We start from the raw sequence: 16937 nt of genomic DNA, 5'->3' as shown, positions 1-16937 counted from the left end.
TGCTTGCTTGATTCGTCACGCGCCTTGCTGCTGTGCCTCGCGCATCAGGTTGTCGGCAGTGAAGGGCATCACGCGCATGCGGATGCCCAGCGCATCGTGGATCGCATTCGCGATCGCCGCGGCAGTGGGACCGACGCTGCATTCGCCCGCTCCCAGCGACGGGCTGTCGGGCCGGTCGACCAGCGCCACATCCACCGTCGGCACGTCGGTGAAGCGATGGATCGGGTACGTTGCCCAGTCCCGCGAGCGCACGCCCTCGGGTCCCAGGTCCGCCTGTTCGCGCAGCGTCCAGCTCGCAGCCTGGATGGCGCCGCCCTCGACCTGGTTGCGCGCGCCGTCCGGGTGGACGACGAGGCCCAGGTCGGCGGCGATCCACAGCCTGCGCACGCGGGCCTGCTGCAGCACCTCGACCTCGGCGACCACCGCGCAGTACGCGCCCGTGTTCTTGTAGCGGGCGAAGCCCAGGCCGCGGCCGACGCCGGGCTCGCGCGGGCCGGCTTCAGGCCAGCGGGCCATGCGCGCGGCCTCCAGCAACACCGCGCGGGCGCGTTCGTCGTGGTCCAGGTGCTCCAGCCGGTAGGCGAGCGGGTCGCGGGCCAGCGCGTGCGCGATCTCGTCCATCATCGATTCGGCCGCCAGCACGTTGACGTGTGCGCCGAGCGCGCGCATGGCCGAGACGCGCAGCGGCATCGCCAACACGCGGTGGTTGTGCACGTCCAGCCGCGGCACGGCATAGGGCGGCACGGCGTTGCGGTCGGAGCCGCCGCCGGTGGCCGGCGGCTGGTTCACCGCCATGGGCACGGGCGCAGGCTCCGCGAGCTGCCAGGCCCCCAGCAGCGCCGGTGTGGCGCCGCGGCCCGGTCGCGTGCCGTGGCCCTGGCTCCAGACGTCCTGCCTCCAGGCCACGAGGCGGCCCTCGGCGTCCACGCTGGCTTCGACGCGCACCGCCATCGCCGGGGCCAGCGGCGCGTTCGCCATCTCCTGCTGCCGCGTCCACTGCAGGCGGACCGGACGCCCGCCCGCATGCCGCGCGAGCCATGCTGCATCGAAGGCGACGTCGTCCGCGCCGTTGTGGCCGTAGCAGCCGGCGCCTTCCGCATGCGAGACGGTGACTGCGTCCGCGGGCAGGCCGAAGGCGAGCGCGAGGTCACGGCGCAGGTTGAAGATGCCTTGCGTGTGGCTCCAGACCTGCAGCGCGCCGCCGGTCCACTGCGCCAGTGCGCAGCACAGCCCGATGGAGGCGTGCTGCAGCCAGCCGCGTCCGTACTCGGCGCGGAAGGTGCGCGCGGCGGCCGGCGCCGCGTCCTGCCGCTGCTGGATCACCACGCTATCCAGGGGCTGCGACCGCAGCCAGCCCGCGATGTCGTGCGGCTGCGGCACATCGGTCTCGCCTTGCCACAGGCCGGCCAGCTCCACGCGCTCGGCTACCTGGGCCAACGCGTGCTCTCCCTCGGCCAGCACGCCCACCAGCAGGCCGTCGCGCACCACCTGCGACACGCCCTCGACCGCTTCGAGGCGCGGCAGCAGGCGGCGCCAGGCATCCTCATGGACCTGCGCCTGCAACGTGCGCGGGCGGAAGATCGCGCCGTGCACCATGCCTGCGGGCGCGAGATCCTGGATGTACTGGAACTGGCCGAACACCTTCTCGGCCACATCGCTGCGTCCCGGCGCACCGGTCGTGGAGGCTCGTCCGCCGCGAGGTGCGAGGTGCGAGGTGTCCACCGCAGCATCCAGCAAGGCTGCATCGGCCAGTTCGCCGTAGCCCGCGCACTCGCCATGCGCGCGGAAGACGCCCCCGGCCAGCGTCACCACCGCGGGCGGCACGCCCAGGCGCTGCGCGAAGCGCGCGCGGCAGGCCTCGCGCAGATGCGCGGCGGCGAAACGCAGCGCCGCACCCGAATGCTGCACCGACAGGCTGCCGGAGGTCACCCCTTCGTCGGGGCTGTGCCGCGTCGAAGGCGGCACCATGTCGACCCACAGGGGCGCGACCTGCAGTTCCTCCGCGACGATCAGCCGCAGCGCGTGGGAGATGCCCTGCCCGATGTCGACCTTGCCCGACATCGCGCGGATCACCCCATCGGGCGCGAGCGTGAGCCACTGGTCCAGGCGCGGATGGGCACGCAGCCCCTCCGGGATCGCGGCCGGCTTCATGTGCGGGCCGCCTTGCGCACCGCGCGCACGATGCGGTTGTGAACGCCGCAGCGGCACAGGTTGCCGTCCAGCGCCTGCCGGATCTCCTGTTCGCTGGGATCGGGGTTGCGCCGCAGCAGCGCTGCGCTGCACATCAGCATTCCGGTGGTGCAGTAGCCGCATTGCAGCGCCTGCTCCTCGACGAATGCAGCCTGGAGCGGGTGCGGATCGGCCCGGCTGCCCAGGCCTTCCAGCGTGGTGATGTCGTGCCCCGCCGCGGCCTCCATCGAGGTGTCGCAGGCGTGCCTGGCTTCGCCGTCCACCAGCACCGTGCAGGCGCCGCATTGTCCCAGGCCGCAACCCAGGCGCGTCGCCTTCAGGCCGCAGGTGTCGCGCAGGATCTCCAGCAGCGACTGCGCGGGCTCGGCCCGCACGGTGGTCGCCTGGCCGTTGAGCGTGAACGCAAACTCGGCGGGCACGACGTCACTCCGGCTTGATGTTCGACGCCTTCACGATCGCGCCCCACTTCGCGATGTCCTTGTTGAGGTAGGCGGTGAACTCCGCCGGGCTCATGGACATGGGCGCCGCGCCCTGCTTGGCCCAGGCGGCCTTCACGTCGGGCTGCGCCACGATCTTGCGCACTTCCGCATTGAGCTTGTCGACGATGGCCTGCGGCGTCCCCTTGGGGGCCATCAGGCCGAGCCAGATGGTGGCCTCGTAGCCCGGCACGATCTCGGCCACGGTGGGCAGGTCGCCGGTGCGCGCGAGGCCCGTGGTGGCGAGCGCGCGCACCTTGCCTTCCTTGGCCACGGGCGCCATGGTGGTCACGGCGTCGAACATCATGTCCACCTGGCCGCCCATCACGTCGGTGCGGGCGCTGGAGCTGCCCTTGTAGGGCACATGCACGATGTCCACGCCGGCCAGGTGCTTGAACAGCTCGCCGGCCATGTGGTAGGGCGTGCCGTTGCCGGAAGACGCGTAATTCATCTTGCCCGGCTTGGACTTGGCCAGCGCGATCAGTTCCGGCAGCGTCCTGGCTGCCACCGAGGGGTGGACCACCAGGATCAGGTCGGACGAGTTGATGGGCGCGATACCGACGAGGTCCGTCATCAGCCTGAACGGCTTGGTCGGGATCAGCGTCTCGTTGACCGTGTGCGTGTTGGACATCAGCAGCAGCGTGTAGCCGTCGGCCGGGGACTTGGCCACGGCGTCGGTGCCGATCACCGAGCCCGCACCCGGCTTGTCGTCGACGACGAAGGGCTGCTTGAGCGCGTCGCCCAGGCGCTGGGCGATGAAGCGCGCATAGTTGTCGGCCGGGCCGCCGGCGGCGAACGGCACGATGACCTTCACCGGGCGGTTGGGATAGTCGCTCTGGGCGAACGCGCCGGCGGCGGCGGCCATGGCGCCGGCTGCGGCCAGCAGGCGGAGGATGGGGCGGCGGGTGATGGTCATCGTCGTTTCCTTGTTGTCCGTGGCTCAGGCGAACTTGTTCTCGATGGAACCGATGCCGTCGATCTCGATGCGGACCACGTCGCCGGCGCCGAGGTAGCGCGGGGGCTTGAAGCCCATGCCCACGCCGGCGGCAGTGCCGGTGGCGATCAGGTCACCCGGCAGCAGCGTGATGCCGCGCGAGACGGTCTCGATCAGCGTCGGGATGTCGAAGATCATGTTCTCGGTGGGCGCGTCCTGGCGCAGCTCGTCGTTGACCCAGCAGCGCACCCGGGACTTGCGGCCGTCCATCTCGTCGGCCGTCACGATCCACGGGCCCATGGGGCAGAAGGTGTCGAAGGATTTGCCCATGTCCCATTGCTGGTGGCGCATCTGCACGTCGCGGGCCGTCACGTCGTTGCAGATCGTGTAGCCGAAGATGTGCTGCATCGCGTCGGCCCTGGCGATGTTCTTGCCACCGCGGCCGATGACGACGACCAGTTCGGCCTCGTAGTCGATCTGCGTGGACACCGCGGCGCCCGGCATCGCAACGGTGTCGTAGGGGCCGGTCACGGTCTCCGGCACCTTGGTGAAGACGATCGGCCATTCCTGCACGTTGGCAGCGTTGTCCTTGAACACGGACGCGGCCAGCTCCTTGGCATGGGCGTGGTAGTTGCGGCCCACGCACCAGACGTTGCGGCGCGGCAGCGGGATGGGCGCTTCCAGTTTCACGGAGGCGAGGGCCAGGCTGGCGGCTTCCAGCGCGGGCAGCGGCTGGCCACGGGCGGCCGCTTCGACCAGAGGCTGGGCGCCGCACTGGGCGGCCTCGGAGGACAACTGGAAAGGAGTGACCTGTCGGCCATCGGCCGACACCCGGCCCACTTGCCGGCGGCCGCCGGCGACAAAGGTAGCGATGCGCATTCGAGTCTCCAAAGCGTGGCGTCAATTGGTTCAACAGCGAACCAATAACGACCAAATAGGGTCGCGAATGGTAGGCAAACGGCAGCGATAGTCAAGCGGATCACTGTGAGATTGCCGGCAGGTCGAATTGGTATGATTTGGTTCAGAACACGGAGGGACAGTCGTTGAACACCGCATCGGGCCTGCGCGAGTACATCCTGGACAGCCTGCGCGCGCACCGCTGGCAGACCGGCGACCGCCTGCCGACCGAGCGGGCGCTGTGCGAGCAGTTCGGCATCAGCCGCACCAGCGTGCGTCGCGTGCTGGGGGAACTGAAGGACCTCGGCGTCATCAGCCAGACCGTGGGCAGCGGCACGTATGTGACGCAGCAGGCGGGCGCGGTGGTGAACGGCATGGCGGCAGTCGACCCCGTGCGCCAGACCAGTCCGGCCGAACTGATGGAGGCGCGGCTGTCGCTGGAGCCCGCGATCCTGGAGATGGTGATCGGCAATGCCACCACGGCGGACTTCGAGCAAATGGATGCCTGCTGCGACCGGGCGGAGGCCGCGACCACGCTCGAGGATTTCGAGCACTGGGACGGCATGCTGCACGAGGCGATCGCCGCCGCCGCCCACAACAGCTTCGTGTCCAACGTGTTCCAGCTGATGAACCAGGTGCGCAACCAGGGCGAGTGGGGCGTGCTGAAGAAGCGCAGCGTGACGCCCGAGCGCCGGTTGCAGTACCAGGCCGAGCATCGCGAACTGGTGCAGGCCCTCAAGCGTCGCGACGTGCACGAGGCGCGCGCCGTGGCCACGGAACACCTTCTGCGCGTGCAGCGCAACCTGCTGCGGCCCTGAGGCCTGGGGCGGCTGCCCCGCTTCCGCTCCCTGCGGATCGGGCACACAGTGCTACACCCCCCGCGTCCGGGACGGGCTAAATTGGCCCGCACCGGCCTCGCGTCGTGCGGGACCGGCCCGAAGAGGAGCCCCCATGGCTGACACCTACGTCCTGGTGCACGGCGCCTGGCACAGCGGCGAACTCCTGGAGCCCACCGCCAAGCACCTGCGGTCCCGTGGCCACACCGTCCACTGCCCGACCCTGGCCGGCAACCGGCCGGGCGACGACCGCGCCGCCATCGGCTTGCCCGATGCCGCACGTTCGCTGCTCGATTTTCTCGACGCCGAGAACCTCGAGAACGTGCGCCTGATGGGCCACAGCTACGCCGGCATGGTGATCAGCCAGGTGGCGGACTGGGCCCCGCAGCGCATCCGCCGGCTCATCTACGTCAACGCCTTCGTGCCATTGAACGGCCAGTGCCTCAACGACATGGTGCCGCCGCACTACAAGGCGATGTTCGACAGCCTCGCCGCCGCGAACGGGAACGCCCTGATGCTGCCGTTCCCGATCTGGCGCGAAGTCTTCATCAACGATGCCGACCTCGCGCTGGCCGAGAGCACCTACGCCAGGCTCAATCCGCATCCGTACCGCACATTCACCGAGCCAGTGACACTGCGCACGGAGCTGGCGGCGTTGCAGATCGGCAAGTCCTACGTCAACTTCCAGCAGGACGTCTCACTGCCGCATTCCATGCCCTGGCATCCGCGCCTGTCCGAGCGCCTGGGCCTGTTCCGGTTGTCCGAAGCGCCTGGCAGCCATGAGGCGCTGTTCACCCATGCCGAGCTGCTTGCCAAGAAGATCGAGGAAGCCGGGCGCGACTGATGGGCTCCAGGCGAGGCCCATCGGGCCTCGCCTGGAGCCTTTCTCCTCGCCGCCGACGGCCGCTCCTGGCCGGGAGCAGCCATTTGCCCCTGTGTAGGATCGTGCAGTGGATTTCCTTCTCACCTTTGCCATGGCCCTGGCCGTCTTCTGGATCGCCAAGGCCAGGCTGCAGAGGCAGCGCATCACCGTCCTTGCCCGATTCCTGTCTGGTCACAGCATCGAAAAGAACATCGAGACCCTGACCGAGGGCTACCTGCGCGCCTTGGGCGAGGCCGATCCTGGCCGGCGCGATCAGGTCTGGGCCCTGCTGCGGACAACCGAGCAAGCGTTGTGCGAGCAGATGCGCCAGCTCGCGCATGACTTCGCGACTGCCGATCCTGCGGCCACCCGCGTCAGCAAGCTGCCGATCTGGCTTCCCTTGGCGTCTGCCTTTGCCGGTTCTTTCGACATGCGCGAAGCACTCCGTGTCCACGCACGGGGCATTTGTCGTGCCGTCGACGAGGAAGTCGCCAAGTCAGCCAAGGATCGCGCATTCGCGATCACCGCCGAGATGCTCCTGATGCAACATACCTGCCACTGGTTCTGCAGGTCGAAGTCCGTGGCCTCGGCCCGCATGCTTGCGCGCCACCGCACTTCCTACGAGCAACTGGTGGGTGCCGTCCTGCCGCAGACCCGTTCGGAATATCTGGGTCTGGTGTCACTCGCCAGGGGCGCCTAGAACACATCCTGCCGTTCCCTCAGTCACCGGCAGCGGGATCATCAATCCGGCGGTGAATGTGCGCGGCCCGATCAGCCCCGCGCCATGCGCGTCGGCGCAAACAGGCTGCGTCCGAGCCAGCGCCAGAGTTGCCGCCCCTGGTGGCCCGCGCCCTGGACCGTGAGAGCGCCCTCGAGAATCGCCTGCTGCGGGTGGCTGTCGCCCGTCCAGACTTCGGTGAGCGCGCGGACCGTCGCGTCCACGATGACCGTCACATCGTGGCCTGGATCGTCGCGGCACAGGTCGGCGGTGAGGTCCTGCACCACCAGCCACCAGCGCCGCTCGGCTGCCGGCGCGTCGCGGAAACGGAAATGCACGACCGTCCGCTGCTGCGCAGGGAACTCCTCCAGCCTGGCGAAGCGGCGGATGTCCCACATCAGGAAACCGGCATCGAGCTGCTCGCGCCGCAGCCGGCTGCCGATCCAGCGCGCGCCCCAGTGGCCGATGCCCACCACGATGGGCCGCAGTTCCTCGCCCGCGGTCGTGAGGTGGTACTCCCAGGCCTTGTCGACGCGTCGCCGCTCCAGCACGCCGATCGCCTCGAGCTTGCGCAGCCGCTGGGTCAGCAGCGTGGCCGACATCTTCGGCACGCCGCGGTGGATGTCGTTGAAACGGCGGCTGCCGCACAGCAGTTCGCGCACCACCAGCGGCGTCCACAGCTCGCCGAGCACTTCCGAGCCCCGGGCGACCGTGCAGAACTGCATGTAGTCGATCATGGCCCCAGTCTAGGCCCCGGGGGAGCGCCGCGGGCGCTCCAGATTCTGGACTTGTGGGCACGGTGCGCCCCGCCTACCTTGCACCCACGGCGCACGTCGCGCCGCATGCCGTCAAGGAGTGACCCCCATGGCTGAAGTCCTGAGCCCTTCCGCACCCGCCGTCTTCGATGCCGACAAGTTCAGGCAGACCACCCGCGCCCAGTGGGAGGCGGCCGCCGACGCCTGGGACCGCTGGTCGCCGCTGCTGAGCCAGTGGCTGGGCCCGGCCACCGACGCCATGCTGGACCTCGCCGGGGTGGCGCCCGGCTCGCGCGTGCTCGACATCGCGGCCGGCGCGGGCGAGCAGACGCTGGCGGCGGCGCGCCGGGTCGGTGCGAACGGGTCCGTGCTCGCCACCGATCTCTCGCCCGCCATCCTGCAACATGCGCGCTCGGCCGCGCACAGGGCCGGACTGGCCAATGTGGAGACGCGCGAACTGGATGGTGAGCGCCACGACCTGTTGCCGGTGGCCTCGTTCGACGCCGCCATCTCGCGCGTCGGACTGATCTACTTCCCCGACCAGCAGCGCGCACTGGCCGGCATCCGCCATGCGCTGCGGCCCGGCGGTCGCTTCGCCGCCGTTGTCTATTCCACGCCGGAGCGCAATCCCTTCTTCTCCCTGCCGGTGGGCATCATCCGGCGCCGTGCGCAACTGCCGCCACCGCTGCCCGGCCAGCCCGGCCCCTTCTCGCTGGGCGGCGAGGGCGTGCTCGCCAGGACGCTGGAGGCAGCGGGCTTCCGGGAGGTCGAAGTGCGCCGCGTCGACTCGCCCGTGCGCCTGCCGACGGCAGCCGAGTGCGTACGCTTCGAGCGCGAGTCGTTCGGTGCCTTGCACCAGATGATGGCAAGCATGGGCGACGCGGACCGGGCCGACACCTGGCGGGAGATCGAGGACACGCTGGGCCGCTTCGAAACCGCGCAGGGTTTCGTCGGCCCCTGCGAGATGCTCGTCGGCGCAGGCGTGCGCTAGCGTGCAGTCCGCGGCGGCCAGGCGATGCGACCAGGACGTGCTGAAAGCGAGAAGCCCCCACCGGGGGGGCTTCTCACCTGCTTTCAGGTGCCGCCACGCGCGCGCAGCAGCGGCAAGGAAAACCTCAGTTCAGTGCCTGCAAGTCGGCTTTGGTGATCGTGCGCGTGGAATCGATCGTGCCGTCGCCGTTCGAGTCCACCCGCAGCGAGAAGGCATCGGTCGAGGTCACGGTGAGCAGCAGCGAGGAGCTGGAGCCGCTGACCCGGATCGAACCGGCCGTCACCAGCCCAGCCGATGTCACCTTGACCGGCGTCTCCGTCGTGAGCGTGTAGCGGACCGGCGTCGACGCCAGCTGACCGTTGTTGGACTCGACATTGGCCGACACGCTCAGCGCGGAATCGACGGACGTATGGGTGACCTGCAGCCGGTAGTCGCCCAGCGTGATGCGGCGCGCCCCGACCGTGCTGGACAGCGATGCCGACGTCGCCGTGAGGGTGCCCGAGGTCGCCGTGGTGTCCGTGAGCGCGAGGGTCAGATCGCCGTCGAACACCTCCGTCTGGCCGGAAGCGCCGACGGAGAAGCTGCTGCTCACGATGCGCAACGTGACGCTCTTGGGGTAGACGGGCGAGTTCGGGTCGTAGCTTCCGCTCGTGACCGCGATGGACATCCTGCCGTTCAACACCGTTGGGGTCCCGTCGACCGACTCGCTGCAGTTGCTTGCAGTGATGCGCAGCGAGTCGCCGGCCACCATGGAGGCGGCACCGGAGGTGGTGGCATCCACGGAGATCGTTCCGCCACCCGTGCAGGCCTGCGAGACGACCGCGCCGGCGGCGAGCGTGCTGCTCGCCTGCGGCCTGGCCAGCAGCGCCAGGCTGGCACTGGCCAGCAACTGCGGACGGCTGCCCCCGCCGCCCTCGATCTGCACGCCGGTGACGAACTGGCCCCCGGCGGTCGCCGCGTCGGTGCTCGTGACCGTCTCCAGCGCCTCGGCCGCCACCGCCGGCGCGTTGGCTGCCGTGATCACCAGCGCCGCGGCCGATGGCGCAGCGGGGGCGCCGCCGCCCCCACCTCCGCCGCCGCCCCCGCAGGCCAGCACGGCCAGCGCGGGCAGGCACATGAGGCCGGCACGCATGAGGCGCGACCACGACCGCTCGCCGCTGAATGCGAGTCTGTTTTCCATCTGTTCTCCTCGGATCGGTTGTTCACTCCACTGTCGAGCTTAGCCGACCAGTAGGGCAGCCCAGTGGGTGTTGCGGCCTCGAATCCGACGGGCTGGCATGAGAGAACGGGAAGTCCTTCGCGGGCTGGTCGCTGCTCGTCGGTTCGCCATGCAGCTTGTTGCCTCACGCCGCCAGGGCGACGGCCGACCGCGTCGGCGCTCAGGCCGCGCCAAGGCGCCAGAGAGAGGTGACTTCGCGACCGCGGGCTGCCGACAGCGGATCGCTCGCGTCGCTGGCCTTCGGGTGGCGCGGTCGGACATCCAGGCGCTCGCGAACGACGAGCCCACCAGCGTTGAAGAGCGCGTGCAGTTCGTCGCGCGAGCGCAGGCCCAGGTGCTCCGCCAGGTCGGACAGCACCAGCCAGCCCTCGCCCCCTGGCGCGAGCCGCTCGCGAAGTCCGCCGAGGAACCCGCGCAGCATGCGGCTCCCAGGATCGTAGACCGCCTGCTCCAGCATCGAGCTGGGCTTGCCGGGCAGCCATGGCGGGTTGCACACGATGAGCGGAGCCACTCCAGCAGGGAACAGGTCGGCTTCGACGATCTCGACCTGCCGCTGCAGGTCCAGTCGCTGGATGTTGTCGCGGGCGCAGGCCAGGGCACGCGGATTCAGGTCGGTTCCGACAATGCGCGCGATCCCGCGGCGCGCGAGCACGGCTGCGATCACGCCGGTGCCCGTGCCGATGTCCCAGGCCAGCGAGGCCCCAACCGGCAGAGGTGCTGCGCCGATCAGGTCGAGGTACTCCCCTCGTACCGGCGAGAACACGCCGTAGTGCGCGTGAATTCGGTTGGCCGGCGGCGGCCCGAGTGCTGGCACCTCCACGCCCTTCTTGCGCCATTCATGTGCGCCCACCAGCCCGAAGCATTCACGCATCGCCACGGCGCACGGCTGGCCGTCCGGCGGTCCCCAGGCCTCGCCGATCGCCGTGCGCAGATCGGGCGCCCGGCGCAGGTGAACGGCGTAGTTGCCGTCGACCTCGATCAGCACCATGCCAAGCACCCGCGCACGGCGCGCCTGCGCCTGCCGGTGCCGATGGAAGGCTTCGGCAGGCGACGCCGGCGCGGCGACGGCCTTGCGCGGTGGGCGGTCGAGCCTGCGGCCGAGAGCCTGCAGGAGCTGTCGCGCGTTCTGGAAGTCTCCGCGCCACAGCAGCGCTGTCCCTTCGCAGGCGAGACGGTATGCGACGTCGGCGGGCATCTGGTCGTCGGCAAGCTGCACGCGCGCGGGCGCTGACCAGCCTGCCTCCGATCGCCACCGGAGCTGACGCTCCTGGCCATCTTCCTGCCACTGGAGGATCGACTCGTCGGAAGCGGTCATCGATCGTGGGCGCAGGGCGTGGAAGTCAGGGGCACGACAGATTCTGCCAGTGTCGGCGCGGTGTCCCGGGGCGCAGCGGAGGAAGCTCTCCGGGTGGCACGAGGCCTGGGCATCTCCCTGGCGGTCACCGATGCGACGGCGCATGTGCGGGCGTTCGGCGAACGGGGCCGCGATGCCAGGCCCTCGGTCCTTCTCGATCACGAGCGCGGCCGGACGATGAGATGGAAGTGCTCCGTTCGCACTCTTTTCTGTCGGGCCGTAGGGAGGGCACCAGTTTTCTATGGCAGCCTGGTCGCTTGGTGGTGAACCATCAACCAACGCCCCTCGCGCAGTTCGAAGACGTTGGTGGTGCTCGCTTGGAACTCGACACTTTTGCCGTCAGGACGCGAGCCACGCACCACCTCCGTGCCCACCACTACTGCCACATTGCCCATCGCGCGCACGATGGGTTGCGCCATGCTCACGGAAAGTTCGGGAAAGTTCGCAAGTGCGGCTTCCCAGCTCTTGCGTACAGCCTCCCAGCCAACGACAGCTGGACGCCCATTGGGGTGCACAGCGATGACGTGGGCATCCTGCAGCCAGGCACTCTCTACTGCTCGCAGATCACGCTGCGACAGCGCTTGCTCAAACGCGCTATTGGCCTGCAACACAGCCATATGCGGCGCGTCTTGCGCCGCACAGATGCCACAGAAGCCGCAGGCAACGGTCACGCTGACGACCCGGATGAGCTGTGCGACATTCATGATGTCTCCTTGGAGGCGATGCGATTCAGGTATGGGGGCGGACGCGGGATGGATCGCTGGAATCTCCGCGTCTGCGTCGGTATCCTAGGCGGACCCACCACGATGGGAAGCGAGCAATACGCATGGATCCCATGCATGTCACTCATGCCCCAGACGCCCTGCGTGGCATTCCGATGGAGTGCCTCCGCAGTTTCGAGGCGGCGGCGCGGACGCTGAACTTCACCAGGGCCGCAGCGGAACTTCACCTGACGCAGTCGGCGGTCAGCCGTGCCATCCGAACCCTGGAGGAAAGGCTTGGAACTGCGCTGTTCGAGCGACACCCTCTCTCGGTGATCCTCACTCCCGCGGGGCGAACCCTGGCCGTCGACGTATCCCGCGCCCTGGACGTACTGCGTGAATCCGTTCGACGTGCGCAGTCACAGCGCGGCAGGGCGGAACTCGTGGTGCGGGTTCCTCGTGGCCTTGCTGTTGGCTGGCTGTTCAGCCGCGTGGCGGCGTTCGCGATGCGCAACCCGGAGATCGACGTCCGGCTTGCGCTGGCACAGCGTGTCGGAACTGATGCCGATCGGGCGATGAGCGACAGCGTTTACGCCGCAGGTTCGGATTTTGCGATTCGGCTCCTGCACCGCGACCAGGCGGAGGACCGTCTCCCTCGGTTCCTCGATGAATACATCCTTCCGTGCTGCGCACCCGGGCTGATTCCATCTTGTGCAGGAAAGGGCCTCATGTCGGTCCAGGACGTCCTGCACGCTCCAATCCTTGAGTACGACGATGGATTGACGCCGCTAGAGGGCAACTGGTCGAACTGGTGTCAGATGGTCGGCGTGCAGGCGCCGAGCGAGTCGGAAGCTTGGCTGCGTGTCTCAGATTGGCAGGCGGTATTTGAGCTTGCGGCCCGTGGCAAGGGGGTATGCCTCGGGCGAACACCCATGGTGACCGACCATCTCCGCTCAGGCGCCTTGGTCGCGCCTACACGAGGTGTCTTGCTCGCACCGCATGCCTACTACCTCCTAACGCAGCCTGCGCAGGACCGTCGGGTGATGACCTTCGCTAGTTGGCTTACGGAGGAAGTGGCAAGCCAGCGAAAGTTCGATGAGGCGCTCCTCGCTGGCCGGCATGTCATCGATCCATTGCACAACGGCTCGAGCTCCCGACAGACCCGGCCTGGTCGACGTCGCCTCCCTTGAATAAGGCTTCTTCGGGAGATCAACACGAACATGGAGGTCCGTTCCTGGCCGGGAGCAGCCTTGCGCCGAGCAGCGAACAGCAGTGGGGGTCTGGGTCTACTCGCAGGGCTGCGGCTCTTAGGAAGCGCTGCCGTGAGGGCATTGGCGGGCGGCGTATGCTTGCCATCGCTTTGGCTTCAAGGAAGTGCTATGCACGACCATCTCTGGCGAGACAACTGGATCGAGTTCAAGGCACGCCTCATGGCGCAATGGGAACACCTCACCCACCACGAGCTTGATGCCGCAGCGGATAGGCGCGAGCACGTTCTGAGGCACATCGAGCTTCGCGAGGGAGTGGATCGGCCGGAAGCGGAACGACGCTTGCGGGAGTTCGAAACGAAGCGCTGAAAGCGCATGGCATGCAACGTCAATCGCACTGTTCGCAGAAAGTGCGGGTTGAGCACTGACCATTGCGAGATGCCGGCCACCGGCAGCCCACGTGACGCCTACGTCCGCAGCAGCCAGTGCATCCTCTTGTTCCGGGGCAGCATCCGGAAACAGGCCGCGCACAGTGCAGGCGCTAATGGCGTGCGGCCAATGCGCGGGCCGGGACCGCAGCTTGGCTGCCTGCAATTCGAAGTGATGGCTGCAATCGACCCGAAGCAGCCGTCCCCCGATCAGCCGCCTCTGCACGGCAAAATCCTGGAATGAGCGATCCTGATCTTGAGAGCCGCGCCAGAGCGTTGGTCGACGACAAACTGATTCGCGCCTACTGGGAAGCAGTCGAACACTACAAGACGCGGGACTTGGTCCTGATCTATGCGGTGGGAGACACCCGGCATCCAGTCCGGGCGTTCGTGCGAGAAGAGCTTCTCTCCTCCACCCTTCCCTCAGACATCAAGGCCAAAGTGGCGAATCCCGCGAGCGTCGCAACTAGCCGACCAGCCAGCAGCGACGCGACCTTCTGGTTGCTCGCAATCTTCTCCGATGAAGAGGCGGCATGTCTCGCGGTCAACGCGAAACTCCTGGCGCCCGGCGGGCGCGCGTGAGGGCAGATAACTCTTGAGGGTGGCCGCTCCCGACCCACAGGAGTCGTTCACGGCTTAATGAACCCGCAGCACCTCAAACTGCTGTCGGATTGGAGCGACCTGTATCGACACCTCGTCACCCTCGCATTTGCCCAGAATCGCTCTGCCCAAAGGGGCTTCGCTGCTGAGGACCTGAACGAACTGAGTGCCGCTGACCAACTTCATGCTGCCCCCATCCGGGCCGAGAAAGAGGTGTTGCTGCTTGTCGTCGGAATCGACCAGGCAGACCAGCGCGCCGATCTGTATGCCTTTTCTGACGTCGTAAGGACGCGGGCGAAATTGGCGCCAATTGGCCAGCGCTTTGCGGATGGCTTCCGCGCGCCGAACATGGCCGGTGGCCAGGTATGCGGCTTCGAGTCCCAATGTGTCGTACTTGTTTTCGGCGATGTTTTCTTTGTGGGTCGCCGTTTCATGGGCCGCCCGCACTGCCTGTTCGGCTTGCAGCAAGTCTTCGGCGAGCCGTTTCAGCACCTGCTGTTGCAGCAAGAATTTATCCATGACGAAAGATAGGCATCTCAGACAACCGGAGGGCAGGCTTGATTATCGAGGGCTCCACCGGCCTTCGACCAGATTGCGCTGTCGGCAGTGCGCCGTCAATCTTTCAGACGGCCAGAACGCTCCGACAAGGAAGCCTTTCATACGTTGCAATTTGCGGGAATGACCGCTTGTGGCCGGGCACGGACATGCAGCGCAGAATCAGTCCCGTCCCAGGAGCTGGCGCATGAACCCTTCGATCGACGACCTCCAGGCTTTCGCCGATGCATGGAACCGGCATGACATCGAAGCGCTGATGGGCTTCATGGCCGAGGACTGCGTGTTCGAGGCTTCCGCTGGTTCGGACGTCTGCGGGACCCGCTACGCCGGCAGGGATGCCGTCCGGGCCGGCTTCTCCGAGGTGTGGAAGACCTTTCCTGACGCACAGTGGCGCGCTCCATGCCACTTCGTGTGCGGAGACCGTGGCGTGTCGGAGTGGACATTCACGGGGACACGCACGGACGGAACGCGGGTCGAGGTGAACGGGTGCGACCTGTTCACCTTTCGGGAGGGGAAGATCGCGACCAAGAATTCCTACCGCAAGACCCGACTGCCGGTCCCTGTCGCATAGCGCACATCGGCTTCTGACCCGACGCAGACATGGTCGCTGGGCGCCTTGCAGTCAAGCCCCCCTTCAACGGGAAATCAGAGCCCGGGCAATCTTGCCCAGTGTCTGGATCGCGCCCTCAACCCGTTCGTTGTCGGGATGCCCGTAGTTGATGCGCAGGTGGTGGGAAAAGCGCCTGTCGGCGGAGAACAGGTGGCCGGGCGCGACGCTGATGTCCTGCGACAGTGCGAGCCGGTGTAATTCCAGCGCATCGGCCAACTCGGGCAGTTCCACCCAGACGAAGTAGCCCCCCTCGGGATGGGTCACGCGGGTTCCCGTGGGAAAGTGCCTGGCGATCGATCGCGCCACGTTGCCTCGTTGCGTGACCAGCGTGTGCCGCAGCTGGCGGAGGTGCCGGTCGTATCCACTGCGTCCCAGGTAGTCCGCCAAGCCCTCCTGCACAGGCACCGACGTGGCCAGCGATGTCATCAGCTTGCGCTTCGCGATCACGGGAGCGAACCGGCCTGCCGCCGTCCAGCCAACGCGGTAGCCTGGCGCCAGCGACTTGGAGAACGAGCTGCAGTGCATGACCAGGCCCTTGCGGTCCCAAAACTTGGCGGGCCGTGGTTTGTGGGCTCCGAAATAGAGCTCGGCGTAGACGTCGTCCTCGATCAGCGGGATCTCGTGCCGCTGGAGTAGATCGACGAGCTCGCGCTTGGACTCGTCGGACATCAGGCTCCCCAGCGGGTTCTGAAAGTTCGGCATCAACCAGCAGGCCTTGACCGGATGCTGCTCGAGCACCGCGGCCAGCGCGTGGACATCGACGCCCAAGCGAGGATGCGTGGCAACTTCGACCGCCCGGAGGTTGAGGCGCTCCAACGCCTGCAGCGCCGCGTAGAAGGTCGGCGATTCGACGGCCACCAGGTCGCCCGGCCTGGTCACCGCCTCCAGGCAGAGATTGAGGGCCTCCATGGCGCCGTTGGTGACGACGAGTTCCTGCACGTCGACGCTGCACCCCATGGCCAGATAGCGCAGGCCGATCTGGCGCCGCAAGCCCGCACTGCCCGGGCTCAGGTCCTCGACCGACTTCCAGGGGGCGAGGTGCCGCGCAGCCTTGCCCAAGGCCAAGCCGAGCTTGGGCAGCGGGAACAGGGAGGGACTCGGGAAGGCGGATTCCAGCGGAACCAGCGAGGGATCTCGGGCATGGCTGAGGACCTGGAACACCAGCTCGGAGATCGCCACCTCATGTTCGCGCGGCTGTGGCTCGGACGTCCCCGGCTCGGGCTGTCTGCTTCCGGCATGGCGGACGAAGTACCCGGAGCGCGCCCGCGCTTCCACCAGCCCCCGCGCCTCCAGCAGGTAGTACGCCTGGAACACCGTGGACGGGCTCACCCGCCGGCTTTCACTCGTTTCGCGAACCGAGGGCAGTCGATCTCCCGGACGGAATGTGCCGCTGGCAATGGAGTCGGCCAGGTCTTGCGCAAGGGCTTCGTAACGCTTCATCGCCGACACTGGGGAGCTCCTCTGGTCCGTGTACGGGCATGCAATGCATCCACTGTACTGATTCGTCCTTGTTAGGAGCGAGTTCGGTAGCTGTCCTGCATCTGATACGCATTTTCTTGATGGATCTGAGCATGCAACCGGTGCAGACGGGGTGGCACAGTGC

Annotated in this window: 20 protein-coding genes; 10 read left to right on the top strand and 10 right to left on the bottom strand. The window is 67.8% G+C overall.

What is annotated here, in order from left to right:
- Window positions 1-15: 15 nt before the first annotated feature.
- The 4 genes from GON04_RS11825 to GON04_RS11810 are packed head-to-tail and all read right to left on the bottom strand — an operon-like array spanning window position 16 to window position 4479.
- Window positions 16-2151, bottom strand: a complete 2136-nt coding sequence (locus GON04_RS11825) for a xanthine dehydrogenase family protein molybdopterin-binding subunit (protein WP_157398055.1) — start codon at window positions 2149-2151, stop codon at window positions 16-18.
- Window positions 2148-2609 carry a 2Fe-2S iron-sulfur cluster-binding protein gene (locus tag GON04_RS27180; protein ID WP_181654007.1) on the bottom strand — a complete coding sequence of 154 codons (462 nt, stop codon included), beginning with the start codon at window positions 2607-2609 and terminating at the stop codon, window positions 2148-2150. Before GON04_RS27180 ends, GON04_RS11825 begins: the two co-directional genes overlap by 4 nt.
- A 4-nt stretch (window positions 2610-2613) precedes the next feature.
- The gene (locus tag GON04_RS11815; protein WP_157398054.1) at window positions 2614-3582 is read right to left on the bottom strand and encodes a tripartite tricarboxylate transporter substrate binding protein; all 969 of its coding nucleotides are present in this window, start codon (window positions 3580-3582) and stop codon (window positions 2614-2616) included.
- Window positions 3583-3606: 24 nt separating this feature from the next.
- A complete protein-coding gene (locus tag GON04_RS11810; RefSeq protein WP_157398053.1) occupies window positions 3607-4479 on the bottom strand; it encodes a fumarylacetoacetate hydrolase family protein in 873 nt (290 codons plus the stop codon).
- 164 nt (window positions 4480-4643) lie between these two features.
- Here GON04_RS11810 and GON04_RS11805 point away from each other — a divergent pair, with 164 nt between their 5' ends.
- The 3 genes from GON04_RS11805 (at window position 4644) to GON04_RS11795 (ending at window position 6895) form a co-directional block, all read left to right on the top strand.
- Window positions 4644-5315 (top strand): FadR/GntR family transcriptional regulator, encoded by a 672-nt coding sequence (locus tag GON04_RS11805; protein ID WP_157398052.1) that lies wholly within the window; start codon window positions 4644-4646, stop codon window positions 5313-5315.
- Window positions 5316-5448: 133 nt separating this feature from the next.
- The gene (locus GON04_RS11800; protein WP_157398051.1) at window positions 5449-6177 is read left to right on the top strand and encodes an alpha/beta fold hydrolase; all 729 of its coding nucleotides are present in this window, start codon (window positions 5449-5451) and stop codon (window positions 6175-6177) included.
- A 106-nt stretch (window positions 6178-6283) separates the two neighbouring features.
- Window positions 6284-6895, top strand: coding sequence for a hypothetical protein (locus tag GON04_RS11795; protein ID WP_338050939.1), 612 nt, complete (start codon window positions 6284-6286; stop codon window positions 6893-6895).
- 71 nt (window positions 6896-6966) lie between these two features.
- Here the strand turns inward: GON04_RS11795 and GON04_RS11790 are convergent, their stop codons facing one another.
- Window positions 6967-7650 carry a winged helix-turn-helix transcriptional regulator gene (locus tag GON04_RS11790; protein WP_157398050.1) on the bottom strand — a complete coding sequence of 228 codons (684 nt, stop codon included), beginning with the start codon at window positions 7648-7650 and terminating at the stop codon, window positions 6967-6969.
- Between the two features lie 127 nt (window positions 7651-7777).
- Here GON04_RS11790 and GON04_RS11785 point away from each other — a divergent pair, with 127 nt between their 5' ends.
- Window positions 7778-8659: a class I SAM-dependent methyltransferase gene (locus GON04_RS11785; protein ID WP_157398049.1), complete on the top strand. Its 882-nt coding sequence runs from the start codon at window positions 7778-7780 to the stop codon at window positions 8657-8659.
- Window positions 8660-8783: 124 nt separating this feature from the next.
- On the opposite strand, the gene GON04_RS11780 is transcribed toward GON04_RS11785, so the two are convergent.
- Together GON04_RS11780 and GON04_RS11775 are read right to left on the bottom strand one after the other, a co-directional pair.
- A complete protein-coding gene (locus tag GON04_RS11780) occupies window positions 8784-9839 on the bottom strand; it encodes a hypothetical protein (RefSeq protein WP_157398048.1) in 1056 nt (351 codons plus the stop codon).
- A gap of 199 nt (window positions 9840-10038) precedes the next feature.
- On the bottom strand, window positions 10039-11193 hold the full coding sequence (locus tag GON04_RS11775; protein ID WP_157398047.1) for a methyltransferase: 1155 nt from the start codon (window positions 11191-11193) through the stop codon (window positions 10039-10041).
- Between the two features lie 18 nt (window positions 11194-11211).
- Here GON04_RS11775 and GON04_RS11770 point away from each other — a divergent pair, with 18 nt between their 5' ends.
- Window positions 11212-11499, top strand: a complete 288-nt coding sequence (locus GON04_RS11770; RefSeq protein WP_338050938.1) for a ketopantoate reductase C-terminal domain-containing protein — start codon at window positions 11212-11214, stop codon at window positions 11497-11499.
- On the opposite strand, the gene GON04_RS11765 is transcribed toward GON04_RS11770, so the two are convergent.
- Window positions 11472-11936 carry a YybH family protein gene (locus tag GON04_RS11765; RefSeq protein WP_157398046.1) on the bottom strand — a complete coding sequence of 155 codons (465 nt, stop codon included), beginning with the start codon at window positions 11934-11936 and terminating at the stop codon, window positions 11472-11474. The genes GON04_RS11770 and GON04_RS11765 overlap by 28 nt on opposite strands.
- Window positions 11937-12058: 122 nt before the next feature.
- Here GON04_RS11765 and GON04_RS11760 point away from each other — a divergent pair, with 122 nt between their 5' ends.
- The 4 genes from GON04_RS11760 to GON04_RS11745 all read left to right on the top strand — a co-directional run bounded on the left by GON04_RS11760 (window position 12059) and on the right by GON04_RS11745 (window position 14151).
- Window positions 12059-13123, top strand: a complete 1065-nt coding sequence (locus GON04_RS11760) for a LysR family transcriptional regulator (RefSeq protein WP_157398045.1) — start codon at window positions 12059-12061, stop codon at window positions 13121-13123.
- 189 nt (window positions 13124-13312) lie between these two features.
- Entirely contained in the window at window positions 13313-13510 is a 198-nt protein-coding gene (locus tag GON04_RS11755; RefSeq protein ID WP_157398044.1) for a CsbD family protein, read from the top strand.
- A gap of 69 nt (window positions 13511-13579) precedes the next feature.
- Entirely contained in the window at window positions 13580-13813 is a 234-nt protein-coding gene (locus GON04_RS11750; RefSeq protein ID WP_198349258.1) for a hypothetical protein, read from the top strand.
- Complete coding sequence (locus GON04_RS11745) at window positions 13810-14151, top strand: hypothetical protein (RefSeq protein ID WP_157398042.1); 342 nt, start codon at window positions 13810-13812, stop codon at window positions 14149-14151. Before GON04_RS11750 ends, GON04_RS11745 begins: the two co-directional genes overlap by 4 nt.
- Before the next feature lie 54 nt (window positions 14152-14205).
- On the opposite strand, the gene GON04_RS11740 is transcribed toward GON04_RS11745, so the two are convergent.
- Window positions 14206-14688 carry a GreA/GreB family elongation factor gene (locus tag GON04_RS11740; protein ID WP_157398041.1) on the bottom strand — a complete coding sequence of 161 codons (483 nt, stop codon included), beginning with the start codon at window positions 14686-14688 and terminating at the stop codon, window positions 14206-14208.
- Window positions 14689-14911: 223 nt separating this feature from the next.
- Between GON04_RS11740 and GON04_RS11735 the strand changes: the two genes are divergently transcribed.
- On the top strand, window positions 14912-15295 hold the full coding sequence (locus tag GON04_RS11735) for a nuclear transport factor 2 family protein (protein WP_157398040.1): 384 nt from the start codon (window positions 14912-14914) through the stop codon (window positions 15293-15295).
- A gap of 63 nt (window positions 15296-15358) precedes the next feature.
- Here the strand turns inward: GON04_RS11735 and GON04_RS11730 are convergent, their stop codons facing one another.
- On the bottom strand, window positions 15359-16774 hold the full coding sequence (locus tag GON04_RS11730) for an aminotransferase-like domain-containing protein (RefSeq protein WP_157398494.1): 1416 nt from the start codon (window positions 16772-16774) through the stop codon (window positions 15359-15361).
- Window positions 16775-16937: the final 163 nt, after the last annotated feature.

Origin of the sequence: Ramlibacter pinisoli, from assembly GCF_009758015.1 — a bacterium.
In the GTDB taxonomy this organism is placed as follows: Bacteria; Pseudomonadota; Gammaproteobacteria; order Burkholderiales; family Burkholderiaceae_C; genus Ramlibacter; species Ramlibacter pinisoli.
The sequence above is the reverse complement of the archived record's forward strand: the minus strand, read 5'-3'. Positions and strand labels throughout refer to the sequence as shown.